Annotated in this window: 19 protein-coding genes; 11 read left to right on the top strand and 8 right to left on the bottom strand. The window is 65.3% G+C overall.

The window, feature by feature from the left end:
• Positions 1 to 35 precede the first annotated feature (35 nt).
• From ertC to AC1Q6Z_RS04845, 4 genes are read right to left on the bottom strand one after another with little or no spacing between them, the layout of a single operon-like run.
• Positions 36 to 1,127: a thiohydantoin desulfurase gene (gene ertC, locus AC1Q6Z_RS04860; RefSeq protein WP_492646915.1), complete on the bottom strand. Its 1,092-nt coding sequence runs from the start codon at positions 1,125 to 1,127 to the stop codon at positions 36 to 38.
• A complete protein-coding gene (locus tag AC1Q6Z_RS04855) occupies positions 1,127 to 2,398 on the bottom strand; it encodes a Zn-dependent hydrolase (RefSeq protein WP_492646914.1) in 1,272 nt (423 codons plus the stop codon). Before AC1Q6Z_RS04855 ends, ertC begins: the two co-directional genes overlap by 1 nt.
• The gene (gene ertD / locus AC1Q6Z_RS04850; RefSeq protein WP_492646913.1) at positions 2,398 to 3,774 is read right to left on the bottom strand and encodes a hydantoin-5-propionate amidohydrolase; all 1,377 of its coding nucleotides are present in this window, start codon (positions 3,772 to 3,774) and stop codon (positions 2,398 to 2,400) included. Before ertD ends, AC1Q6Z_RS04855 begins: the two co-directional genes overlap by 1 nt.
• A 12-nt stretch (positions 3,775 to 3,786) precedes the next feature.
• Positions 3,787 to 5,325 carry an aromatic amino acid lyase gene (locus AC1Q6Z_RS04845; protein WP_435267909.1) on the bottom strand — a complete coding sequence of 513 codons (1,539 nt, stop codon included), beginning with the start codon at positions 5,323 to 5,325 and terminating at the stop codon, positions 3,787 to 3,789.
• 180 nt (positions 5,326 to 5,505) lie between these two features.
• Here AC1Q6Z_RS04845 and AC1Q6Z_RS04840 point away from each other — a divergent pair, with 180 nt between their 5' ends.
• Entirely contained in the window at positions 5,506 to 6,663 is a 1,158-nt protein-coding gene (locus AC1Q6Z_RS04840) for a LysR family transcriptional regulator (RefSeq protein ID WP_492646912.1), read from the top strand.
• Here the strand turns inward: AC1Q6Z_RS04840 and AC1Q6Z_RS04835 are convergent.
• Entirely contained in the window at positions 6,660 to 7,634 is a 975-nt protein-coding gene (locus AC1Q6Z_RS04835) for a GlxA family transcriptional regulator (protein WP_435267907.1), read from the bottom strand. The two genes, AC1Q6Z_RS04840 and AC1Q6Z_RS04835, sit on opposite strands and share 4 nt — an antisense overlap.
• Positions 7,635 to 7,748: 114 nt before the next feature.
• Here AC1Q6Z_RS04835 and bcoG point away from each other — a divergent pair, with 114 nt between their 5' ends.
• The 9 genes from bcoG (at position 7,749) to AC1Q6Z_RS04790 (ending at position 19,763) form a co-directional block, all read left to right on the top strand.
• Positions 7,749 to 8,660: a 3-dehydrocarnitine:acetyl-CoA trimethylamine transferase BcoG gene (bcoG, locus tag AC1Q6Z_RS04830; protein WP_439616379.1), complete on the top strand. Its 912-nt coding sequence runs from the start codon at positions 7,749 to 7,751 to the stop codon at positions 8,658 to 8,660.
• Positions 8,657 to 10,150: a carnitine 3-dehydrogenase gene (locus AC1Q6Z_RS04825; RefSeq protein WP_492646911.1), complete on the top strand. Its 1,494-nt coding sequence runs from the start codon at positions 8,657 to 8,659 to the stop codon at positions 10,148 to 10,150. The genes bcoG and AC1Q6Z_RS04825 overlap by 4 nt, the downstream gene beginning before the upstream one ends.
• Positions 10,151 to 10,331: 181 nt before the next feature.
• Positions 10,332 to 11,492, top strand: coding sequence for an acyl-CoA dehydrogenase family protein (locus AC1Q6Z_RS04820; protein ID WP_256117251.1), 1,161 nt, complete (start codon positions 10,332 to 10,334; stop codon positions 11,490 to 11,492).
• A gap of 7 nt (positions 11,493 to 11,499) precedes the next feature.
• A complete protein-coding gene (locus AC1Q6Z_RS04815) occupies positions 11,500 to 13,560 on the top strand; it encodes an acetate--CoA ligase family protein (RefSeq protein ID WP_492646910.1) in 2,061 nt (686 codons plus the stop codon).
• A complete protein-coding gene (locus AC1Q6Z_RS04810) occupies positions 13,557 to 14,339 on the top strand; it encodes a carnitinyl-CoA dehydratase (RefSeq protein WP_435267902.1) in 783 nt (260 codons plus the stop codon). The genes AC1Q6Z_RS04815 and AC1Q6Z_RS04810 overlap by 4 nt, the downstream gene beginning before the upstream one ends.
• 277 nt (positions 14,340 to 14,616) lie before the next feature.
• Positions 14,617 to 16,206 carry an ABC transporter substrate-binding protein gene (locus tag AC1Q6Z_RS04805; protein WP_256117256.1) on the top strand — a complete coding sequence of 530 codons (1,590 nt, stop codon included), beginning with the start codon at positions 14,617 to 14,619 and terminating at the stop codon, positions 16,204 to 16,206.
• Positions 16,206 to 17,315: an ABC transporter permease gene (locus AC1Q6Z_RS04800; protein WP_305111306.1), complete on the top strand. Its 1,110-nt coding sequence runs from the start codon at positions 16,206 to 16,208 to the stop codon at positions 17,313 to 17,315. Before AC1Q6Z_RS04805 ends, AC1Q6Z_RS04800 begins: the two co-directional genes overlap by 1 nt.
• Complete coding sequence (locus AC1Q6Z_RS04795) at positions 17,312 to 18,139, top strand: ABC transporter permease (RefSeq protein ID WP_435267900.1); 828 nt, start codon at positions 17,312 to 17,314, stop codon at positions 18,137 to 18,139. Before AC1Q6Z_RS04800 ends, AC1Q6Z_RS04795 begins: the two co-directional genes overlap by 4 nt.
• Positions 18,132 to 19,763: an ABC transporter ATP-binding protein gene (locus tag AC1Q6Z_RS04790; RefSeq protein WP_435267899.1), complete on the top strand. Its 1,632-nt coding sequence runs from the start codon at positions 18,132 to 18,134 to the stop codon at positions 19,761 to 19,763. Before AC1Q6Z_RS04795 ends, AC1Q6Z_RS04790 begins: the two co-directional genes overlap by 8 nt.
• Positions 19,764 to 19,955: 192 nt before the next feature.
• Here AC1Q6Z_RS04790 and AC1Q6Z_RS04785 read toward each other — a convergent pair whose 3' ends face one another.
• Genes AC1Q6Z_RS04785 through AC1Q6Z_RS04775 form a run of 3 tightly spaced genes read right to left on the bottom strand, consistent with a single transcriptional unit; the run spans position 19,956 to position 21,630 of the window.
• Positions 19,956 to 20,309 (bottom strand): PAAR domain-containing protein, encoded by a 354-nt coding sequence (locus tag AC1Q6Z_RS04785; RefSeq protein ID WP_492646909.1) that lies wholly within the window; start codon positions 20,307 to 20,309, stop codon positions 19,956 to 19,958.
• Positions 20,306 to 20,722, bottom strand: a complete 417-nt coding sequence (locus tag AC1Q6Z_RS04780) for an ACT domain-containing protein (RefSeq protein WP_435267897.1) — start codon at positions 20,720 to 20,722, stop codon at positions 20,306 to 20,308. Before AC1Q6Z_RS04780 ends, AC1Q6Z_RS04785 begins: the two co-directional genes overlap by 4 nt.
• Positions 20,719 to 21,630, bottom strand: coding sequence for an alpha/beta hydrolase (locus AC1Q6Z_RS04775; RefSeq protein ID WP_492646908.1), 912 nt, complete (start codon positions 21,628 to 21,630; stop codon positions 20,719 to 20,721). The genes AC1Q6Z_RS04780 and AC1Q6Z_RS04775 overlap by 4 nt, the downstream gene beginning before the upstream one ends.
• A gap of 123 nt (positions 21,631 to 21,753) precedes the next feature.
• Here AC1Q6Z_RS04775 and AC1Q6Z_RS04770 point away from each other — a divergent pair, with 123 nt between their 5' ends.
• Positions 21,754 to 22,662 (top strand): LysR family transcriptional regulator, encoded by a 909-nt coding sequence (locus tag AC1Q6Z_RS04770; protein WP_306031837.1) that lies wholly within the window; start codon positions 21,754 to 21,756, stop codon positions 22,660 to 22,662.
• Positions 22,663 to 22,741 lie beyond the last annotated feature (79 nt).

Raw genomic sequence — 22,741 nt, 5'->3', positions numbered from 1 at the left:
TGCGGGGAGAGGGCTAGGGTGAGGGGCAAACAACCTCAGCCGCCAAGCGCGTATTTCGCAAGCTCGATCCCCATCGCCTTCTCCACCGAAGGATACACCGTCGGATCGAGCACGCTGGAAGCGAGCGGGATGATGGTCTTCGGCACATGCAGCACGAAGAGCTTCATGCCGACTTCGAGCTGGCCGACACTGAGCGGCTCGCCTTCCGGCGACAATGTGGTGATGACATCCGGGAAGGTCGCGAGGCGTTTGCCCGCGGCCGATTCCACCACCATATATTCGTTCATCACATGCAGCACCGTCGCGCTGTCGCCCTTGCCGAGCGTCACCGTGCCGATGTCGAAGGCCTCCTTGGTATAGACCACCGACTTGTCGGTGATCGTGCCTTCGGAGAGGATCGCGCCGCCCGTCGTCTTGACGATCGCGTCGATGATCGCCGAACCGCCCTTGCCCTCCGCCGCGAGGATCGCCTCGCCGAGCGTCAGCGCCAGCGAAATGCCGCCGAGCGCCGCGTTCCTGCGGACATAGGAGGCGCGCAGCGGATTGCGGCAGGAAGCGATGAAGCCGCCGGACATGTCGGAGGCGGTGCGCAGGATCGGCGAGACCTTTGCGGTCGCGCCGCGCACGACGAGCTCGATATAGCGGTTCTCGTCGCGGTTTCCGCCCACGGCCGTCTGGATCATCTGCTCCGGGGAGCCGGCCATGCCGATCGAGCCCATGTCGCCGGTCGGGTGCGCGCGCATGTCGCCGACGGCGTCCAGCACCTTGGTGCCGAGGATGGCCGACGGCAGCCAGCCATTCAGCGTCGAGGATTTGCCGTTCTGGCCGACCATCAGCGCCGCGACCTTCTCGCCGAGCGCCTCCTGCAGAAGCTCGACCGCCTTCACATAATCGACACCGCGCATTTCCCAGGGCGTGGTCGAGGCGGGAGCGCCGATGGCAGCGGCCGTCGCCACCCAGTCGTCGTCGGAAAGCTCGTCGATGGAAACCAGTTCCGGCTTGCCGATCGACACAGCCGCATAACCGAGCATGCGGCCATGATCCGCCCAGCCGCCACCGCCGGCGGCATAGACCGAACCGCCCTTGACCGCCGCCTCGACGTCTTTTTCCTTTAGAATCCGGCCCATCAGACGTCCTCCTGACTCAAGATCTTATCCAGCTGAATCACTGCGTTAAAAAGCACCGCTGCGCCGAGCGCGATATCGTCCGTCTCAGCGAACTCTTCGGGCGCATGGCTGCGCCCGCCAAGGCAGGGCACGAAGATCATCGCCGAGCGCGTCACCCGCGCCATCCAGGCCGTGTCATGCCCGGCACCCGATGCCATGCGGCGATGCGTGGCGCCCGCGACCTCGCAAGCGGCATCCAGCACGTCGAGCAGCAGCGGATCGCCGGGTGTCGGCGGGTTGTCGGAGATGCGGCGCGGTGCTTCGATGACGGTGCCCGTCTCGCGCGCCAGCTGCTCGGCCATCATGTCCACCGATGCCGCGAAAAGGTCCATCGCGGCGCGATCCTCCGCCCGAGCATCGATCAGCAGGCGCGCGCGGGAGGGAACGACATTGGCGGCATTCGGCTCGATGGAGAATTCGCCGACCGTCGCGGTGAAATGGCTCGGTCCATCGGAGAGCGATTTCGCCAGCGCCTCGATACCCGTCACCAGCCGCGCTGCGGCGGCGAGCGCATCGGCACGATTGCCCATCGGCGTCGTGCCGGCATGGTCTGCCCGGCCCTGCACGATGATCTCGATGCGCGTGATGCCGGCAATCGCCGTCACCACGCCGATGTCGAGCCTTTCGGTTTCCAGCACAGGGCCTTGCTCGATGTGCAGTTCGAGAAAGGCCGCAATATCCTTGCGCGCCTCGGCGGCGATGCGCGCCGGATCGCCGCCGGCATCGCGAATGCCCTGTTCCAGCGTGAGCCCGTTGCTCTCGCGCGAAAACCAGTCCTCCGGCAGCACGCCGGCCATGCCGCGGCTGCCGACGCAGGAAACGCCGAAGATCGACACCTCCTCGGCGAGGAAATCGACGACCTCCAGGTCATGGTCGAGGTCTATGCCCTGGTCGGCGAGCGCCCGGGCCACTTCCAGCGCCACGGCCACGCCGGCAATGCCGTCGTAACGCCCGCCATCCGGCACGGTGTCGGAATGGGAGCCGAGCATGATCGTGCCGAGGCCGGGCTTTCTGCCCGGTCGCCGAGCGATGAGATTGCCCGCGGCATCCACGCGTGTCTCAAGCCCCGCGGCCTGAAATTTTTCGAGAAGAAAATCCCGCCCCGCCGGGAACAGAGCGGTAAAGGCACGCCGCGTATAGGGCCGGCCAGGCTCGGTGAGCCGGGCGAGGCCGTCGATCACATCCTGTATGCGGGCGGGATCGACCGGCAGATTGGTTTTTGGCGCGGCCATCAGGCGCGGCCCGAAACGAGCGTCGGCAGCGGGCGCACGAAAGCGCCGGTGCCGGGTTCGGCCAGCACCTTGGTGCCGTCGAAGGCGAGCTTGCCGCGCAGATAGGTGGCTGAAATGCGCCATGGCAGGCGAATGCCCTTATAGGGCGACCAGCCGACGACGTTATGGCCGCTAGCGGCCGCGTCATAGGTGTAGGGCTCGGGCGTCAGCACGGTAATGTCGGCATCCTTGCCGGCTTCCAGGGCACCCTTGACGTGGTCCAGCCGGAAATGGCGAGCCGGGTTCAGCGTCATCAGTTCGGCAGCGCGGGTCAGCGGAATGCCGCGCTTCAGCGCACCCTTGACGAAGAGCGGCACCATGACCTCCAGCCCCGGCACGCCCGACGCGTTCGCCAGCATATCCGGATTGGTCTTGCGGTCCTCCGACCAGCTCACATGGTCGGTCGAAACCATCGTGACATTGCCCTCGGCGACGTGGCGCCAGAGCTTTTCCACCTCGGCGCGCGGGCGGATCGGCGGGTTGATCTTCGCCTTGCCGCCGAGCCGGGCGACGTCGTTCTCCTCATCGAGCGTCAGGTAGTGGATGCAGCACTCGATGGTGGCGCGATGCCCTTGTGCACGATAGGCGGCGGCGATCTCATAGCCGCGGCCGAGCGAGCAATGCACCACATGGGCGGGGCAGCCGGTTGCGGCACCGGTCTCGTAGATCTGATTGGAGGCGAGCAGCTCCGTCAGCGGCGGGCGCGACAGGCCGTGCGCGCGATAGTCCGTGATGCCCGCGGCCTTGACCTTGGCGATCGCCGCGCGCACCGCCTCATCGTCCTCGTTGTGCACGCCGGCCGTCAGCCCGGTGGGCGCGATGGCGCGGAAGCAGTCTTCCAACAGCGCCGCGGGAATGCGCGGAAACCGCTTCGGATCGGTGCCGAAGGTCGAGAACTTGAAGGCGGCGACGCCGGCCTCGACCATCTCGCCGATGCGCGCCGGCCCCTCTTCCGGATCGACCGTGCCATAGAGCGCGAAATCGACGCGGGCCTGCGGCGAGGCATGGTCGACCTTGATTTTCACGGCCTCGGCCGAGCAGACGAGATTGCCCTCGTCATAGGGCATATCGACGATGGTCGTGACGCCGCCGGCCGCCGCCGAGCGCGTCGACCAGAGGAAATCCTCCTGGTTCTTCTGTGACAGCGAATGCACCTGCGCGTCGATGGCGCCGGGCAGGATCAGCGCGCCGGAAAGGTCGTGCCGTTCCTTCGCTGCCGGCATCGCGCCCTGCCCGACATGCACCACCTTGCCATCACGAACGGCGACATGGCCGCCCTCGACGATGCGGTCCGCGAGCACCACAGTGCCTTTCAGAACGAGATCGAAATCGGCCATCTGGTTCTCCCGTCAGAGTTTTAGCGCGAAGAAAGTGTCGATGCCGGCCATCGGCGCCGCCTCGACGAAGGCGGCGAGCGCCTCGGGGCTTGCAAGATCGCGGTCGAGCGCCTCGATCTCGGCGGAAAGCGGCCGGTCCTTGCGGTAGAACGGGCTCACCGCCCGCGTGCGCGCATAGGCAACGGCAACCACGCCCTCGACATTGTCGCCCGCAAGGTCGATCGCCTGCGCGGACAGCATGGCTTCGAGGGCGGCAAGCTGGCGCAGGTCGCGCACCTGGCTTTCCATGCGCTCGACGATCAGCGGCAGGAAGGTCGCCTCCTCTTCGAGGCCGCCGGCAACGACGATCGACTGCGCCGAGATCGGTACGGCCAGCGACTGGATGCGCATGTAAAGTTCGACGGCGAGTTTCAGCAGCGGGCCGAACCCCGTCGCCGCCTCGCCGGGTGCTACGAGATTGACCGGCAGGTTGCGGCGCACACCATTCGCCAGCAGCACGCAGCGGTTCAGCACATTGCGGGCGAGATGGGCAAAGCCGGTCTGCGCTGCTTCCACATAGAGCGTGGTCGAGAGCGGCAGCGAGCCGCCGGAGGCCATGACGTGGTTGTCCATCACCACCGGATTGTCGTCCGACTGCGCGGTCGCCTCGACGATGCGCTCGGCGGCCAGCAGCAGCGTATCGAGGCAGGCGCCGAACACCTGGGCGGTCATGCGCAGGCTGAGCGGATCGTGGATGGCGGACGGTTTCGGCCAGTGGCCGGAAGAGGCCTGCGCCTCGAACCAGCAGCCGGCAAGCGCCTCGCCGTGGGCGGAGAGCCGGGCCGCTACCCGCCACGGATCGGCCGAGGCGCCGAGCGCCAGCGACGAGAGCAGGCCCGTCACCATGAGATTGCGGATCGCCTTCGCCGCCTCGCGCACCACATTGGCGGCGGCGGCATGCGAGATGGCGTTGACGCTGAGCGCCGCCAGCGCATCGCGCGGCTGCATGCGATAGGGGGTAAGACCGGCGCGCTTCAGCGCGTCCGCGGCCGGCAGGCGCTCGCCGCCATACCAGGCCTCGCCGTCGCCGGTTATCACCGAGGCGATCTGCCCCATCAGGCCGATATCGGCGCAGCCCATAGAGCCATGCCGGCGCACGACGGGCACGACGTCCTTTTCAAGCAGCGCGAGGAAGGCGTCGATCAGCTCGGGGCTGCAGCCGGAATAGCCGCCGAGCGCGGTGTTGACGCGGATCGCCATCGCCTTGCGCACGATCGGCAGCGTGAAGGGCTCGCCGGTGCCGAAATGGTGGGCCTTCACCAGGTTGTTGTTGAACTCCACCAGGTCGTCGGCCGTCCAGAGCTTGTCCTTCATCGAGCCGACGCCGGTATTGGCGCCGTAGATCGGCAGGCCCGTGGCAAGACGATCGGTGATGACGAGACGCGAGGCGCCGACGCGGCCCATGCCGATCTCGCAGGCGACCGGCCGTCGCGTGGCGGCGCCGATCGCCTCCAGCGTTGCGAAGTCGAGCGGTTGACCGGTGAGATAGAGCGTATCGGCGGAAGCGAGCATTTTTGGAAGCCTGTTTTTCCCTAAACAATTCCAGGAAAAGTGTGAAGCGGTTTTCCGTCCGGAATTGCGAAGAAACTAGAGATGGATGTTATGCGCATCGTGGCGCAAACAGATATCCCAAAATCCGTACGGTCCATGTTATGAACCGAACGGAAGATGGCAGCGCGAAGGACCGCACCCTTGGATCTCTCCACCCTCTGCCTTGTGCACAGCATTCTCGAAGAACGCGGCATCCGCAGGGCAGCCGCCGCGATGGGCCGCCCGGCCTCCAGCGCCAGCGCGGCGCTGCGGCGCGTCGAGGCGAGCCTTTCGGTGCCGCTGGTGCGCCGCGACGGCCAGGCGCTGGTGCCGACGTTGGAGGCGGAAACGCGCCTGCCGCGCTTTGCAGAGATCGCCGGAGCCGCCGCCGCCCTTGCCGCGCTCGGTGAGGGATCACGAGAGGCGATCTCGCTTTCCGCCCTCGCCCGTTTCGCCACCGTTGCCAGAACCGGCAGCATCAACGGCGCCGCCAAAAGCCTCGGCCTCGGCCAGCCGCAGCTCACCCGCCAGCTCAGCCACCTGGAAGAGGCCCTCGGCTGCAAATTGCTGGAGCGATCGGCGACGGGGATCAGCTGCACGCCGGCCGGCCTCGAAGCGCTGGCGCTTGCCGAGCGCATCGGCGCGGCCTGGGAGGGGTTGTCGGCCGCCTCAGCGGAACGCTTCCGCCGCAGCGCCGCCACCTGGCGGCTCGGCACGATCATCCCCTTCGGCCATGAAAGCGAGATCGCCGCCATGCTCGCCCGCCTCACGGTCGAATGGCGGGCGGCGCGGCCGCGCCAGCCGCTCTTCCTCTCCTCCACCACGGCGGACGATCTGATCTCCGGCCTGAAAAACCGGCGTTTCGACCTGATCCTGCTCGACACCGACCACTACCCCGCCGAATTCGAGGGCAGCCTTATCGGCCGCTCGCAACTGGCGCTCGCAGGCCCCCGCTCACTGGACGAGGCGGAACGGCAGGACTTTGCGGCCCTGCTGCGGCGTTACCCCATCGCCGTGCCGAGCCCGAGGAGCGGCCTGCGCCAGATGACGGACCGCTTTCTGGAAGCGACACTGACCCCGGCGGAGCGCTCCCGCCTGACGCTGGTCGAGGTCGATTCGATCCCGGTCATCATCAACCTCGTGCTCCGCCACGGCCATCTTTCCGTGCTGCCGGAACATTCCGTCGCGAACATCAACCCGCCGCCGACGCTGCTGCCGCTCTATCCGGCCTATCAGCAATCGCTGAGCCTCGTCTGGCCGCGCGACGCGCTCTCCCGGCAGGCGGCCGAGACGATGCTGCCTTTGCTCGCGAAAAGCTAACCCTTCGCCCCGGCCCTCAGCCGCCGCCGGGTCTCCGTCGGGCTTTCATGGTAGTGCGCACGATAACTGCGCGAGAAGGCGGAGGAGGAGTTGAAGCCGGTCAGCGCGGCGATGTCGGCGAATTCCGATTTCGTCTCGATCACCTTGCGTCGCGCGGCGTTCAACCGCAGCGCAAGGTAATGCTGATGCGGCGCCACGCCCATCGATTCCTGGAACAGGTCCTGCAAATGCCGCGCGCTGATGCCGACGCGTTTGGCAAGCCGCGTCAGCGTCAGCGGCGCATCCACCGTCTCCTCCATCAGCCGCACCGCCTGGCTGACCCGCTGGTCGGCGACGCGCATGTTGCCGAGCGCCGGCACCTGAAGCAGGCCGCCGGTGCGCTCGTGCTCGTAGATGAACAGCCGCGACACTTCGAGCGCCAGCGAATAGCCCTGCCGGCGGCGGATGATCTCCAGCATCAGGTCGAGCGTCGGCAAAGAGCCGCCCGTCGTGATGCGCTTGCCATCGATGACGTAGCGCTCGCGCACCACGCCGATCTGCGGAAAGGCGGAGGCGAATTCCTCCATGTCCTCCCAGTGGATCGTCACCGAATGGCCGTCGAGCAGGCTCGCCTGCGCGAGCAGCCAGCTACCCGATTCGATGCCGGCCATCATGCTGCGATAACGCGCCGTCTGCGAAAGCTGGCGCCGCAACAGAGGCGTCGCACTCATCTGCCATTGATAGGAGGAAAGCACGAAAAGCGGCTGCGTCTCTTTCTCCGGCCGGAACAGGCCATCGACCGGCACGGGAATGCGGCTGCGCGTCTCGATCGGCTGGCCATCCGGCGAGAAGATGCGCCAGCAGTAAAGGTCCTGCCCGGAGATGCGGTTTGCCGCGCGCAAGGGCTCGATGACCGAGGCGACGAGGATGAGGTTCGTCTCGGGCAGGACGAGGATATCGATGTCGAGTGTCTCGGAGGATGGATCCAGCATGGCGAAAGCATGCGTGTTCACCTCTCGAATTGTCAAGGATAGATCCGAAAAGTGAAAGCACTGCGCCTCCTCTTGGCTCGTAATGTCCCCCATAAGAATTCTGGGAGAGACCACATGCCCTTAGCCATGAACCGTGATGTCTTCATCACCTGCGCCGTCACCGGCTCCGGCGACACCGCCGGCAAATCGCCTCACGTGCCGCGCTCGCCCAAGCAGATCGCCGAATCGGCGATCGACGCCGCCAAGGCCGGCGCCGCCGTCGTGCACTGCCACGTCCGCGATCCGGAAACCGGCGCGCCGAGCCGCCGCAACGACCTCTACCGCGAAGTGACCGAGCGCATCCGCGATGCCGAGGTGGACGTGGTGCTGAACCTCACCGCCGGCATGGGCGGCGACATGATCTTCGGCAACACCGAACAGCCGCTGCCGCTGAACCCCAATGGCACGGACATGGTCGGCGCCACCGAGCGCGTCAGCCACGTCGCCGAATGCCTGCCGGAAATCTGTACGCTCGATTGCGGCACGATGAACTTTTCGCTCGGCGACTACGTGATGACAAACACGCCCTCCATGCTGCGCGCCATGGGCAGGATGATGACGGACCTCGGCGTCCGCCCGGAAATCGAGGCCTTCGACACCGGCCATCTCTGGTTCGCCAAGCAGCTCGTCGAGGAAGGCGTCATCGAGGACCCGGTCCTCATCCAGCTCTGCATGGGCATTCCGTGGGGCGCGCCGGACGATCTCAACACCTTCATGGCGATGGTCAACAACGTGCCGTCCTCCTGGACCTTCTCGGCCTTCTCCATCGGCCGCAACGCCATGGCCTATCCGGCTGCGGCCGTGCTTGCCGGCGGCAATGTCCGCGTCGGGCTTGAAGACAACCTCTATGTCGGCAAGGGCCAGCTCGCCACCAATGCGCAGCTCGTCGAAAAGGCCGTCAACGTCGTCGAAAGCATGGGTGCGCGCATCATCGGCCCGGCCGAAGTGCGCGAAAAGCTGAAACTCCAGAAGCGGGCACCGAAATGAGCCAGATCAACAAGGCGGCCTGCGTCGGCGGCGGTGTCATCGGCGGGGCCTGGGTCGCGCGTTTCGCGCTCGCCGGCATCGACGTCAATATTTTCGATCCGCATCCGGAAGCCGAACGCATCATCGGCGAAGTGATGGCGAACGCCGAGCGCGCCTATGGCATGCTAACCATGGCGCCGCTGCCGCCGAAGGGCAAAATCACCTTCTGCAAAAGCTTGGAAGAAGCCGTTCAAGACGCTGACTGGATTCAGGAAAGCGTGCCCGAGCGGCTGGAAATGAAGCGCGGCGTCCTCACCCAGATCGACGCCGCCGCAAAGCCCGATGCCCTGATCGGCTCCTCGACGTCCGGCCTCATGCCGACCGATCTCCAGCGCGACATGAAGCACCCCGAACGCCTGTTCGTGGCGCATCCCTACAACCCCGTCTACCTGCTGCCGCTGGCAGAGCTCGTCGGCGGCGAAAAGACCAGCAAGCAGACGCTCGAAGACGCCAAGGCGAAGCTCGCGCCGATCGGCATGAAGGGCGTGATCATCAAGAAGGAAATCGAGGCCTTTGTCGGCGATCGCCTGCTCGAAGCCGTCTGGCGCGAGGGCCTCTGGCTCATCAAGGACGACATCTGCGACACCGAGACGCTCGACGACGTGATCCGCTATTCGTTCGGCATCCGCTGGGCGCAGATGGGCATGTTCGAGACCTACCGCATCGCCGGCGGCGAAGCCGGCATGCGCCACTTCCTCGCCCAGTTCGGCCCCTGCCTCTCCTGGCCCTGGACGAAACTCACCGATGTCGTCGATCTCAATGACGAACTGGTGGAAAAGATCGCCCAGCAGTCGGACGACCAGTCCGGCGCCCGCGGCATCCGCGATCTGGAGCGCATCCGCGACCAGAACCTCGTCGGCATCATGCACGCCCTGAAGGCCGGCGATGACGGCAAGGGCTGGGGCGCGGGCAAGCTGCTCGCCGAATTCGAAGAACATCTCTGGTCGAAAGCCGGCAAGGCGAAGGTCGAAGTCTCGGCCACCGAGCCGCTGCGCCTCATCGACACCAAGGTCAACGCCGCCTGGGTCGATTACAACGGCCACATGACCGAGCACCGCTATCTCCAGCTCTTCGGCGATACGATGGATGCGCTGCTCCGGCTGATCGGCGTCGACTTCGCCTATGTCGAGGCCGGCCACAGCTACTACACGGTGGAAACCCACATCCGCCATCTCGGTGAAGGCAAGCTCGGCCAGGCCCTCTACACGACGCTCCAGCTTCTCTCCTCCGACAACAAGCGGCTGCACTTCTTCACCCGCATCCACGACGCGGCGACCGGCGATGTCATCGCAACGGCCGAGCAGATGGCGCTGCACGTCGACAGCAAGGCCGGCAAGAGCGTCGATGCGCCCGCGGATGTGCTGGCGAAGGTGGCGGAGATTGCGGAAGCGCATGCCAAGCTGCCGGCGCCGGAGGGTGTCGGGCGGCATGTCGGGCAAAAGCATAAGTGACGGCGTAAGCCGCCACCCCCCTCTGCCCTGCCGGGCATCTCCCCCTCAAGGGGGGAGATCGGCTTGAGGCAAGGCGGTGCCACGATAAATCTCCCCCCTTGAGGGGGAGATGCCCGGCAGGGCAGAGGGGGGTAGACGCAACGCGCGCCTCCCGTGACAAGAATACGGGGAGGACTTTTCCATGAATTTCGCATTGACCGACGAACAGCAGATGATCGTGGACACGGTCCGCTCCTTTGTCGAAACGGAAATCTATCCGCATGAAAACGAGGTCGAGCGCACCGGCCATGTGCCGCCGGAACTCGGCCGGGAAATCGCCCGCAAGTGCAAGGAAATCGGCTTCTTCGGCTGCAACATGCCGGAGGAAGTCGGCGGCGCCGGCCTTGACCATGCCTCCTTCACCCTCGTCGAGCGTGAACTCGGCCGCGGCTCGATGGCGCTCACGGTCTTCTTCGGCCGCCCCTCCGGCATCCTGATGGCCTGCAACGACGAGCAGCGCGAACGCTATCTGCTGCCCGCCGTCAGCGGCGAAAAGTTCGATGCGCTCGCCATGACCGAGCCGGATGCCGGCTCCGACGTGCGCGGCATGAAATGTTTCGCCCGAAAGGACGGCGACGACTGGATCGTCAACGGCACCAAGCATTTCATCAGCCACGCCAACATCGCCGATTTCGTTATCGTCTTCATCGCCACCGGCGAGGAAGACACGCCGCGCGGCAAGAAGAAGCTCATCACCTGCTTCCTCGTCGACCGCGGCACGCCCGGCTTCGAAATCCGCGACGGCTACGAGTCGGTTTCGCACCGCGGCTACAAGAACTGCATCCTGAATTTCGACGATTGCCGCCTGTCCTCCGCCCAGATCCTCGGCGAAGTGCACAAGGGTTTCGACATCGCCAACGACTGGCTCTATGCGACCCGCCTTACCGTCGCCGCCACCTCCGTCGGCCGGGCGCGGCGCGCCTTTGACTACGCGCTCAATTACGCCGCCGAGCGCAAGCAATTCGGCAAGCCGATCGGCGCCAACCAGGGGGTGTCCTTCAAACTCGCCGACATGATCACCGAGATCGACGCCGCCGACCTCCTGACGCTGTCGGCCGCCTGGCGCCTCGACCAGGGCCTGCCGTCGAACCGCGAGATCGCATCCGCAAAGGTCTACGCCACCGAAATGCTCGCCCGCGTCACCGACGAGGCGATCCAGATCTATGGCGGCATGGGCCTGATGGACGACCTGCCGCTCGCCCGCTTCTGGCGCGACGCCCGCGTCGAGCGCATCTGGGACGGCACGTCGGAAATCCAGCGGCACATCATCAGCCGTGATCTGCTCAGACCGCTCGGAGCGTAATGTCGACATGACACGATCCCTCGACCGTCTGATCCGGCCCCGCTCCATCGCCGTCTTCGGCGGCAAGGAGGCGCGCCGCGTCATCTTCCAATGCGACAAGATGGGCTTTTCCGGCGATATCTGGCCGGTGCACCCGCGTGAGGAGGAAATCCTCGGGCGCAAATGCTACCGCTCCGTCGCCGACCTGCCGGGTTCACCTGATGCCTCCTTCGTCGGCGTCAACCGCGAACTGACCATCAGCATCATCCGCGACCTCTCGGCCCGCGGCGCCGGCGGCGCGGTCTGCTACGCCTCCGGCTTCCGCGAGGCCGTCAGCGAGCTTGCCGATGGCGACGATTTGCAGAAGGCGCTGGTGGAGGCCGCCGGCGATATGCCGATCCTCGGCCCGAACTGCTACGGCTTCATCAACATGCTGGACGGTGCCCTGCTCTGGCCGGACCAGCACGGCATGCTGCGCATCGACAAGGGCGTCGCCGTCCTCACCCAGTCCTCCAACATCGCCTGCAACATCTCCATGCAGCAGCGCGGCCTGCCGCTCGCCTATATCCTGACCGCCGGAAACCAGGCGCAAACCGGCCTCGCCGACCTCGCCTGCGCCGTGCTGGAAGACCCCCGCGTCACCGCCGTCGGCCTGCATATCGAGGGTTTTGACAGCCTCGAATCGCTGGAGCGTTTGGCGCTTCGTTCCCGCGAACTGAAGAAGCCGGTCGTCACCCTGAAGGTCGGCAAGTCGGAACAGGCGCAGCTTGCCACCGTCTCGCACACGGCCTCGCTCGCCGGCAACGATGCCGTCTCGTCCGCGCTGCTTGCGCGTCTCGGCATCGGCCGCGTCGAAACGCTGCCGGAACTGCTCGAAACGCTGAAGCTGCTGCATGTCGCCGGCCCGCTTACAAACTACGACATCTCCTCGATGAGCTGCTCCGGCGGTGAGGCCTCGCTGATGGCGGATGCCGGGGTGAAGCGGAAGGTCAATTACCGCGAGCTCAAACAGGAGCAACGCCAGCCGCTGCGCGAGACGCTCGGGCAGATGGTGACGATCTCCAATCCGCTCGACTACCATACCTTCGTCTGGGGCAACCGCGAGAAGCAAACCGCCGCCTTCACCACCATGATGCAGGGCGGCTACGCCCTGAACCTCGTCGTGCTCGATTTCCCCCGCCTCGACCGCTGCGACGCTGCCGACTGGATCACCACCTGCCACGCCGTCATCGATGCCTCGAAGGCGACTGGGTCGAATGCCGGCATCGTCGCCAGCATGGGTGAAAACATGCCGGAAGCGACCGCCGAAATGCTGATGCAGAACGGCGTCGTGCCCTTCTACGGCATAGAGGAGGCGCTCGCCGCCGCCGAAGCCGCCGCCGGCATCGGCGAGATCTGGGCAAAATCCCTCCCCGCCCCGCTGCTGAAGACCGCGGCCGGCGAAGGCGAAGCTGTCACGCTCACCGAACACGAGGCCAAGCAGGCGCTCGCCGCGCATGGCCTGTCGGTGCCGAAGGGCGTCACGGCTGACACCTCGGAAGCCGCCGCCGATGCCGCGCAAGATCTCGGTTTTCCGGTGGTGCTCAAGGGCCTTGGCGTCGCGCACAAGACCGAGGCCGGCGCCGTCAAGCTCAACCTCGCCAGCCGCGAGGCCGTGCTCGATGCGGCCAAGGCCATGGCGGGCGTCGCATCCGGTTTCCTCGTCGAAAAGATGGTGGGCAAACCCGTTGCCGAACTCATCGTCGGCGCGATGCGCGATCCCGTTGCGGGTCCGGTCCTCACCATCGGCGCCGGCGGTATCCTGGTCGAACTGCTCGAAGATTCTGCGATCCTGACCCTGCCGACGGATGAAAAAACCATCCGCGCGGCCATCGCCGGATTGAAGATTTCGAAGCTTCTCGGCGGTTATCGCGGCGCTGCGAAGGGCGATATCGACGCTCTTGTCGCCGCCGTCGCATCAGCGGCATCCTATGTCGTTTCAAACGCTTCAATAATCGAAGAACTGGACGTTAATCCCGTAATGGTGCTGCCAGCTGGCGACGGTGTCGTCGCAGCCGACGCGCTGATCCGTCTAAGGAAAAACCCATGACCGGACCGATCCTGCAACGCCGCGAAGGCGGTATCCTGGAAATCACGATCGATCGCCCGAAGGCCAACGCCATCGACCTCGTGACGAGCCGCCTCATGGGCAAGATCTTTGCCGATTTCCGCGACGACGACAGCCTGCGCGTCGCCATCATCACCGGCGCGGGAGAAAAATTCTTCTGTCCAGGATGGGACCTGAAAGCGGCGGCCGCGGGCGATGCGGTCGACGGCGACTATGGTGTCGGCGGCTTCGGCGGCATGCAGGAGCTGCGCGACCTCAACAAGCCGATCATCGCGGCCATCAACGGCATCTGCTGCGGCGGCGGGCTCGAAATCGCGCTCTCCACCGACCTCATCCTCGCCGCCGAACACGCGACCTTCGCGCTGCCGGAAATCCGCTCCGGCACCGTGGCGGATGCCGCTTCGATCAAGCTGCCGAAGCGCATCCCCTACCACATCGCCATGGACATGCTTCTGACCGGCCGCTGGCTCGACGTTCAGGAGGCGCACCGCTGGGGTTTCGTCAACGAAATCCTGCCCGCCGACAAGCTTCTGGACCGGGCCTGGGAGCTCGCACGCCTGCTCGAAAGCGGCCCGCCGCTCGTCTATGCCGCCATCAAGGAAGTGGTGCGCGCCGCCGAGGGCGACACCTTCCAGGCGACCATGAACAAGATCACCCGCCGACAGTTCAAGACGGTGGATATTCTCTATTCCAGCGAGGATCAGCTCGAAGGCGCGCGCGCCTTCGCCGAAAAACGCGATCCCGTCTGGAAGGGACGATAGCGTCCGCGCCCCTGCATCGGGCGCGGTCTGCACGCTTCCATAAGCCAGGCTTTTGGAAGACCAAGATAAATTAGGGCGTTACAGACGCCCTGCATTTGAATAGCTTTATGGAACAGGGCCGCTGCTCGGCAGGAAGAGGAGGCTTTCGGAAGACGAGGACATGCACCGCCACCGTCACAAATCTCGGACGGGAGGTTGCCATGGAGGCCAAAAACAGAAATTCTGCCAATCACAATAACAATTGCCCACTTCAGGGCCAGCAAAAGGGAACAGGGGAATGACTGATTACACCAAATATCTCACCAGCCAGGTCACGCTCGGCCAGATGAACCGCCGCGAATTCATGGGCCGTGCCGCTGCATTCGGCATCACCCTCGCCGTCGCCGGCACCATGTTCGACACTGCCGCCAAGGCGCAGGAGCCGAAGCGCGGCGGAGCCCTCAAGCTCGGCCTCGAAGGCGCTGCCGCGACCGACTCGAAGGACCCGGCCAAGGCGCTTTCGCAGTTCATGTTCGTCGTCGGCCGCAACTGGGGCGACATGCTCGTGGAATCCGAGCCGCTGACCGGCAAGCCGGTTCCAGCACTTGCCGAATCCTGGGAACCGTCCGCCGACGCCTCGACCTGGACCTTCGCTATCCGCAAGGGCGTGAAATTCCACGACGGCAAGGAACTGACGGTCGACGACGTCATCAAGACCTTGCAGCGCCACACCGACGAGAAGTCGGAATCGGGCGCGCTCGGCGTCATGAAGTCGATCAAGGAAATCAAGGCCGACGGCGACAAGCTGGTGCTCGTGCTGACGGAAGGCAATGCCGACCTGCCGCTGCTGCTCACCGACTACCACCTCGTCATCCAGCCGAACGGCGGCCTCGACGATCCGAACGCGATGATCGGCACCGGCCCCTACAAGGTCACGAGCTTCGAGGCCGGCGTGCGCGCCACCTTCGAGCGCAATGCGGATGACTGGCGCCAGGATCGCGGCTTCGTCGACTCGATCGAGATGATCGCGATGAACGACGCGACGGCCCGTATCGCAGCGCTGTCCTCCGGCCAGGTGCACTACATCAACCGCGTCGACCCGAAGACCGTCGACCTCCTGAAGCGCGCGCCGACCGTGGACATCCTCTCCACCTCCGGCCGCGGCCATTACGTGTTCATCATGCATTGCAACACGGCGCCGTTCGACAATAACGACCTGCGTCTGGCGCTGAAATATGCGATGGACCGCGAGACGATGCTGGAAAAGGTGCTCGGCGGCTACGGCAAGATCGGCAACGATTTCCCGATCAACGAGACCTACGCCCTCTTCCCGGAAGGCATCGAGCAGCGCGCCTATGACCCGGACAAGGCGGCCTTCCACTACAAGAAGTCGGGCCACAGCGGCTCGGTCCTGCTGCGCACGTCGGACGTCGCCTTCCCGGGTGCCGTCGACGCCGCCGTTCTCTACCAGGAGAGCGCCAAGAAGGCCGGCATCGAGATCGAAGTGAAGCGCGAGCCCGGCGACGGCTACTGGTCGAATGTCTGGAACGTCCAGCCCTTCTCCACCTCCTACTGGGGCGGCCGCCCGACCCAGGACCAGATGTACTCGACCGCTTACCTCTCGAAGGCCGACTGGAACGACACGCGTTTCCTGCGCGAAGACTTCGACAAGATGGTTCTCGAAGCCCGCTCGGAACTCGACGAGGCCAAGCGCAAGGAAATGTATCGCACCATGGCCATGATGGTCCGCGACGAAGGCGGCCTGATCCTGCCGATGTTCAACGACTTCGTGAACGCCTGCGGCAAGAACGTGAAGGGCTACGTGCACGATATCGGCAACGACATGTCGAACGGCTATGTCGCAACCCGCGTGTGGCTCGACGCCTGATGACCGGCCGCGGACCGGCGCACGGTCCGGAGCTGACAGCAACGACGACTGCGGGCGAAGCCCCGCAGTCTGTCGGCGTTGCCGGGTCGGTTGCGTCCACTGGAGCCCCCTTCAACGAAGGTTCGCCCTCGTTCTGGGCGAAACTCAGCAAGAGCAGCCCCCTCGCTGCGCTCATCCTGCAACGCCTCGCGCTCAGCGTGGCCTTGCTCTTTGCCGTGTCCCTGATGATCTTCGGGGGCGTGGAAGCCCTGCCCGGCGACTTTGCCACCACCTATCTCGGCCAGTCCGCCACGCCACAGGCCATCGAGAACATCCGCAAGGATCTCGGCCTCGACCAGCCGGCCACCACCCGCTACTTCAAATGGCTCGGCGGCGCCGTCCAGGGTGACTTCGGCAATTCCTGGGCGTCGAAAAACTCGGTCAGCGAGCAGATCGGCAAGCGCCTCGGCAATTCGCTGTTCCTTGCCTTCTTCGCGGCCATCATCTCCGTGCCGCTCGCCGTCGGCCTCGGAATGCTGGCGGTGCAATATCGAAACCGTCTGCCGGACAAGATCATCAACGTCATCTCGCTTGCGGCGATCTCGCTTCCCGAGTTCTTCGTCGGCTACCTGCTGATCCTGTTCTTCGCCGTGCAGATGGGCGTCGCGACCTTCCCCGCGACGGTCTATGAATCGATGACCATCGGCCAGCGCCTCTCCGCCATCGCACTGCCGACGGCAACGCTGGTGCTCGTCGTGCTCGCCCACATGATGCGCATGACGCGAGCCGCGATCCTCAACGTCATGTCGTCGGCTTACGTGGAGACCGCCGAACTCAAGGGTCTCGGCAGCCTTCGCGTCATCGCGAAACATGCGGCACCGAACGCCTTGGCGCCGGTCATCAACGTCATCGCGCTCAACCTCGCCTATCTCGTGGTCGGCGTCGTCGTCGTGGAAGTGGTCTTCGTCTATCCCGGCATGGGCCAGTACATGGTCGACGCCGTGACGGTGCGCGACATGCCGGTGGTGCAGGCCTGCGGCCTGATCTTCGCCGCCTTCTACATCTTCCTCAACATGTTCGCCGATATCCTTGCGATCATCGCGAACCCCAGATTGAGGCACCCGCGATGAGACTTTCCTCCATTCCCGTCAGCGCCTGGGTCGGCATTCTGGGCATCGCGCTCTCGATCTTCTGTGCCGTCTTTGCCCCCCTCATCGCGCCCTATGGCGAAAGCCAGATCGTCGGCTCCGTCTGGGAGCCGATGGGCGGTGCCTATCTTCTCGGCACCGACAATCTTGGCCGCGACCTCTTCTCGCGGCTGATCTTCGGCGCCCGCACCACGATCTTCGTGGCGCTGGCGGCAACCGTGCTCTCCTTCTCGCTGGGCATGCTGCTCTCCTTCATCGCGGCGGTGACGGGCGGGCTGATCGACCAGATCTTCTCGCGCTTCAACGACCTGATGATGGCGATCCCGACGCTGATCTTCGCGCTCGTCGTGCTCGCCGTGCTGCCGCAGCAGCTCTGGATCCTCATCCTCGTGATGGCGGTCCTCGACTCAACCCGCGTCTACCGCATCGGCCGCGCCGTGGCGCTCGATGTCGCGGTCATGGAGTTCGTGGAAGCGGCGCGTCTTCGCGGCGAAGGCACGGGCTGGATCATCTTCCGGGAAATCCTGCCCAACACGCTCTCGCCGCTGCTCGCCGAATTCGGCCTGCGCTTCGCCTTCTCCATCCTGTTCCTCTCCACGCTCTCCTTCCTCGGCCTCGGCATCCAGCCGCCGGCAGCGGACTGGGGCGGCATGGTGAAGGACAACAAGGACGGCATCATCTTCGGCATTTCGGCCGCCCTCATTCCGGGCGGTGCGATTGCGGGGCTGGCCATCTGCGTCAACCTCGTCGTCGACTGGCTGATGAAACGCACCTCGAGCCTCAAGGGAGGGCGCGGCGATGCCTGATCTGCTGTCTGTCAAGAACCTGAAGATCGAGGCGACCAGCTACCCGCCGGGCGAGCCGCCGCGCACCGTCACCCTCGTCGAAGGCGTCTCCTTCGACGTCGAAAAGGGCAAGGTGCTCGGCCTCATCGGCGAATCCGGCGCCGGCAAATCGACGATCGGCCTCACCGCGCTTGCCTACGGGCGCGGCGGGGTGCGGATTACCGGCGGCGAGGTCCTGCTCAACGGGCAGGACCTGCTGAAGCTCGGCCCGAACGGCATCCGCAAGGTGCGCGGCGCCAAGGTCTGCTACGTCGCGCAATCGGCGGCCGCGGCCTTCAACCCCGCCCACCGGCTCGGCGAACAGGTGATCGAGGCTTCGCTGAAACACGGCATCATGAGCCGTGCGGACGCGGAAAAGCGCGCGCTCTACCTGTTCAAGGTGCTCGGCCTGCCAAACCCCGAAACCTTCGGGCAGCGCTACCCGCACCAGGTCTCGGGCGGCCAGCTCCAGCGCGCCATGACCGCCATGGCGCTCTGCCCCAACCCGGAACTCATCGTCTTCGACGAGCCGACCACCGCGCTCGACGTGACGACGCAGATCGACGTGCTTGCCGCCATCAAGCACGCGATCGAGGAAACGAATACGGCCGCGCTCTACATCACCCACGACCTTGCCGTCGTGGCGCAGATCACGGACGACATCCTCGTGCTCCGGCACGGCAAGATGGTGGAATACGGCTCGGTGAAGCAGATCATCGAGGCGCCGACGCAGGACTATACCCGCGCGCTCGTCAACGTGCGCGGCACCAAGCGCGAGGAGGCGCCCGACCAGTCGGATACGCTTCTGAAGGTGGAGAACATCACCGCGGGCTACTCCAACGGTTTCAAGGTGTTGCAGAACGTCTCGCTGCACCTGCCGAAGGGCCAGACGCTGGCGGTGGTGGGTGAATCGGGCTCGGGGAAATCCACCCTCGCCCGCGTCATCACCGGCCTGCTGCCACCGCAGGAAGGCACGATCAGCTTCGACGGCAAACCCTTGCCGAAGGCGCTGAAGGGCCGGTCGAACGACGAGCTGCGCCGCGTCCAGATGATCTACCAGATGGCCGACACCGCGATGAACCCGCGCCAGACGGTGCGCGACATCGTCGGCCGCCCGCTCACCTTCTACTATGGCATGCGCGGCGCCAAGAAGACCGAACGGGTGAAGGAACTGCTGGAGCAGATCGAAATGGGCGGCCGCTTCGCCGACCGTTATCCGGCGGAATTGTCCGGCGGCCAGAAGCAGCGCGTGGCGATCGCGCGCGCACTTGCGGCCCAGCCGGAACTCATCCTCTGCGACGAGCCGACCTCCGCCCTCGACCCACTGGTGGCCGAAGGCATCCTGAAGCTGCTCCTGAAGCTCCAGGACGAGACCCACGTCTCCTACATGTTCATCACCCACGACATCGCCATCGTGCGCGCGATTGCCGATAGCGTGGCCGTGATGCACCGGGGAAAACTCGTCCGCTTCGGCCCGAAGTCAAAGGTGCTGTCACCGCCCTTCGACGATTATACGGACCTGCTGCTGAAGTCGGTCCCCGAGATGGAAATCGGCTGGCTGGAGAAGGTGCTGACGACCCGACGCATGGAAAGCGCCGGCAACTGATATAGCGGGCGGGTGGCTTTGTCACCCGCCACCGCCGCCTGTCAAAAACCCGAAAACCTCACCTCCGTCATCCTCGGGCTTGACCCGAGGACCCATCACTCGACGCAAAGAGTGGATCCTCGGGTCAAGCCCAAGGATGACGGAGAGGATGGGGGTTGGCCTCGCCAACAAACTCCGGCTGGCTTCAATCCCTCAATTCTGCGTGCAAGTCACATCGCCAAGCCGGCTGGCAGAGCCGCCTTCGACGCTCACCGTCTCATCCCCCCGCGCCGTGCAATTGCCCTTCTCGCCGACGCCCGAGCGGAATTTCACCATGGGCTGGCCTTCGATCATGATGCTGGGCACGATCTCGTAAAGCTCCGGCGGGCAATTCACCACGTCGGAGAGGCGCAGCGCCGGGGCGCCGCCGATGAAGACGCTTTTCGAGCCGGACAGGGCGCAGGCCGGGATGGGCACGGCTGCATCCTCGGCAAAGGACAGCGACGGCCCCGCCGCAAACATCCCGAATGCCAGGGCGACACCGGCAAACCGCAGAACCTTCATCATGCTTCTCCCTTTTCACGCGCCGCACGGGACAAGGCCCGCAACGTTTCGAGCGCCCGTTCGGCATCCCGCTCCGGCACGAATATATGGTCGTGATGGTAGCCGGCAACCACGTTGGCGCTGATGCCGTCTGCCGTCAACGCCGTGGCAAAGGCCGCCGTCAGGCCGACGGCCTCCAGCGAGGAATGCACGGTGAGCGTGATCATCCGCATGGGCGGGCTTGCGGCTAGGCCATCCGCAGCGTCGGCGGGCAGGATCAGCGTGATGCCCTCTTCCTCCCGAAAAAGCCCGATCGGCCCGCGCGACAGATGCGCCGCGAGCTCGCCCGCCGGCACGCTGGCATAGACGAAGCTACCCTCCACCAGCGCCGGCTCCATGGTCGCGAGCAGCACGTCGAGATCGGTGACGCCGCTCATGGCCTTGCCATCCGGCGGACCGCATCGCACAGCGCCGCAAAGCCGACCCTCGCCCCCTCGCTCATGAAGCGCGCCCGGAGCCAGGCATGGATCATCTGCTTCTCCTCGCGAAATTCCACCGGCACGCCGGCCAGCGCCAGCCGCGCCGCATAGGCCCGCGCATCATCACGCAGGGGATCGAAAAAGGCACCGGTGATGAAGGCGGGCGGCAGGCCGGCCAGGTTTTCCGCTCGTAGCGGAAAGGCATGCGATACATCCTCCGGCGCCTTGTAGATCTCCCGATAGTAGCCGACATCGGCCGTCGAAAGCCCAGGCGCCTCGGCCATCTCCTCGTAGGAACCCGAAACGAGATCGCCACCGAGGCCCGGATAGATCAGCGCCTGCCCGACAATGCCCTTCAGCCCCTCATCGCGCGCCCGCAGCACGATGCCGGCCGCAAGATTGCCGCCCGCGCTGTCGCCGATGACGACGACGGGATGCGGCTCCAGCAGAAGATCGATCAACACCGCCCAGCAATCGTCGAAGGCGGCGGGCCAGACGTGCTCCGGCGAAAGCCGGTAATCGACGGAGACGAGTTCAGCCCCCGCGGCCTCGGAAATCTCGGCGCAGATCGCATCATGGCTCTCAAGCGACCCGACGACGAACCCACCGCCATGGATGTAGAACAGCCGCGTCTCGGTCGAGAGCGTGGCCGGCCGGTAGCGGCGGATCGGGATACGCTCCGCGACGAGGCCGTCGACCTTGACCATGCCCGCCGGCGCCGGCGCATCGAAAACGGCGCAGAGCGCATTGTACCAGGCGCGCTGCTGGGTGATATCCGCATCCACGGCATCGGCGGGATAAAAATCCTCGCAGCGCTGGTGGAAGGCAAGAATGCCCGTTTCGCTGGGCATGGGACGTCCGGTCATGGCAACTCCTCGTCGATTGCCGGCATCATAACCATGCTACGCAACAAGACCTGTCCCGTCAGCGGCTTTCCCACGGAATTTTCGCCGCTTGCCTCGCCCGACCCGGCCATATTAACTGCCGCCATGGCATTCACCTTCCGGCAATTGCAATATTTCGTCGCCGTCGCGGAACAGGGTTCGGTGACGCGCGCGGCGCAAAACCTCTCGATCTCGCAATCCTCGATCACCGAGGCGATCAAGGAACTCGAATCCGATCTCGGCGTCGAGCTGTTCGATCGCCACCCGCGCGGCCTGACCACGACGCATAACGGCCACCAGTTCCTGCGTCACGCGACAAAAATCCTCGCCGACGTCTCGGATGCGCGCCGCTCCTTCTCCGACAACCGCACGGCCGAAAAAGGCCAGCTCAATCTCGGCGTCACCTCGCTCGTCGCCGGCTACGTGCTGTCGGACCTGCTCTCCCGCTACCGCCGCGCCTTCCCCGGCATCGATGTCAGCGCCATTGAGGACAACGGCTCCTATCTCGAACACCTGCTGGTCGGCGGCGAGCTCGACGTCGCCGTCATGGTCATCTCGAACCTGCGCGACCGTATGGCGCTCCAGGCGGAGATCATCGAGACGTCGCCCTATCGGCTCTGGCTGCCGATCGGCCATCCCCTCGTCTCCGCCGATATCATCTCCGTCAGCGATATCGCCAAGGAACCGCTGATCATGCTGACCGTCGACGAAATCGAGGAGAATACCGGCAAGCTCCTCTCCGCACTCGGCGCCCGCCCACACGTCGCCTTCCGCACCCGCTCGGTGGAAGCCGTGCGCAGCCTGGTCGCCACCGGCGCCGGCATCGCGCTCTTGCCCGATCTCGTCTACCGCCCCTGGTCGCTGGAAGGCGACCGCATCGAAAGCCGCGACGTTTCCGGCGCGCTGCCGGTCGTGCAGGTCGGAATGGTCTGGCGCAAGGGCTCCAGCCTGCCGCAGGCGGCGCGGGATTTCGTCGGGCTGGCGGAGGCTTTGCGCAGCGGGCGTGGGCGATAAATGCCGTCGGTTTCGGAATTTCCGATAGTGGCATTCTGATTAATGAATTTGCGAAAGCGGCGAAATCGCGGCACCTTTT

The organism is Shinella sp. GW835-FHT14H05 (assembly GCF_058793575.1).
The sequence above is the reverse complement of the archived record's forward strand: the minus strand, read 5'-3'. Positions and strand labels throughout refer to the sequence as shown.

Excerpts from the sequence above, each read along its gene's own strand:
- bcoG (WP_439616379.1), top strand. The coding sequence starts at position 7,749 with ATGCCCTTAGCCATGAACCGTGATGTCTTCATCACCTGCGCCGTCACC.
- ertD (WP_492646913.1), bottom strand. The coding sequence starts at position 3,774 with ATGGCCGATTTCGATCTCGTTCTGAAAGGCACTGTGGTGCTCGCGGAC.
- AC1Q6Z_RS04805 (WP_256117256.1), top strand. The coding sequence starts at position 14,617 with ATGACTGATTACACCAAATATCTCACCAGCCAGGTCACGCTCGGCCAG.
- AC1Q6Z_RS04795 (WP_435267900.1), top strand. The coding sequence starts at position 17,312 with ATGAGACTTTCCTCCATTCCCGTCAGCGCCTGGGTCGGCATTCTGGGC.
- AC1Q6Z_RS04780 (WP_435267897.1), bottom strand. The coding sequence starts at position 20,722 with ATGAGCGGCGTCACCGATCTCGACGTGCTGCTCGCGACCATGGAGCCG.
- AC1Q6Z_RS04825 (WP_492646911.1), top strand. The coding sequence starts at position 8,657 with ATGAGCCAGATCAACAAGGCGGCCTGCGTCGGCGGCGGTGTCATCGGC.
- AC1Q6Z_RS04845 (WP_435267909.1), bottom strand. The coding sequence starts at position 5,325 with ATGCTCGCTTCCGCCGATACGCTCTATCTCACCGGTCAACCGCTCGAC.
- AC1Q6Z_RS04800 (WP_305111306.1), top strand. The coding sequence starts at position 16,206 with ATGACCGGCCGCGGACCGGCGCACGGTCCGGAGCTGACAGCAACGACG.
- AC1Q6Z_RS04775 (WP_492646908.1), bottom strand. The coding sequence starts at position 21,630 with ATGACCGGACGTCCCATGCCCAGCGAAACGGGCATTCTTGCCTTCCAC.
- AC1Q6Z_RS04770 (WP_306031837.1), top strand. The coding sequence starts at position 21,754 with ATGGCATTCACCTTCCGGCAATTGCAATATTTCGTCGCCGTCGCGGAA.
- AC1Q6Z_RS04855 (WP_492646914.1), bottom strand. The coding sequence starts at position 2,398 with ATGGCCGCGCCAAAAACCAATCTGCCGGTCGATCCCGCCCGCATACAG.
- AC1Q6Z_RS04790 (WP_435267899.1), top strand. The coding sequence starts at position 18,132 with ATGCCTGATCTGCTGTCTGTCAAGAACCTGAAGATCGAGGCGACCAGC.
- AC1Q6Z_RS04820 (WP_256117251.1), top strand. The coding sequence starts at position 10,332 with ATGAATTTCGCATTGACCGACGAACAGCAGATGATCGTGGACACGGTC.
- ertC (WP_492646915.1), bottom strand. The coding sequence starts at position 1,127 with ATGGGCCGGATTCTAAAGGAAAAAGACGTCGAGGCGGCGGTCAAGGGC.
- AC1Q6Z_RS04785 (WP_492646909.1), bottom strand. The coding sequence starts at position 20,309 with ATGATGAAGGTTCTGCGGTTTGCCGGTGTCGCCCTGGCATTCGGGATG.
- AC1Q6Z_RS04815 (WP_492646910.1), top strand. The coding sequence starts at position 11,500 with ATGACACGATCCCTCGACCGTCTGATCCGGCCCCGCTCCATCGCCGTC.
- AC1Q6Z_RS04835 (WP_435267907.1), bottom strand. The coding sequence starts at position 7,634 with ATGCTGGATCCATCCTCCGAGACACTCGACATCGATATCCTCGTCCTG.
- AC1Q6Z_RS04810 (WP_435267902.1), top strand. The coding sequence starts at position 13,557 with ATGACCGGACCGATCCTGCAACGCCGCGAAGGCGGTATCCTGGAAATC.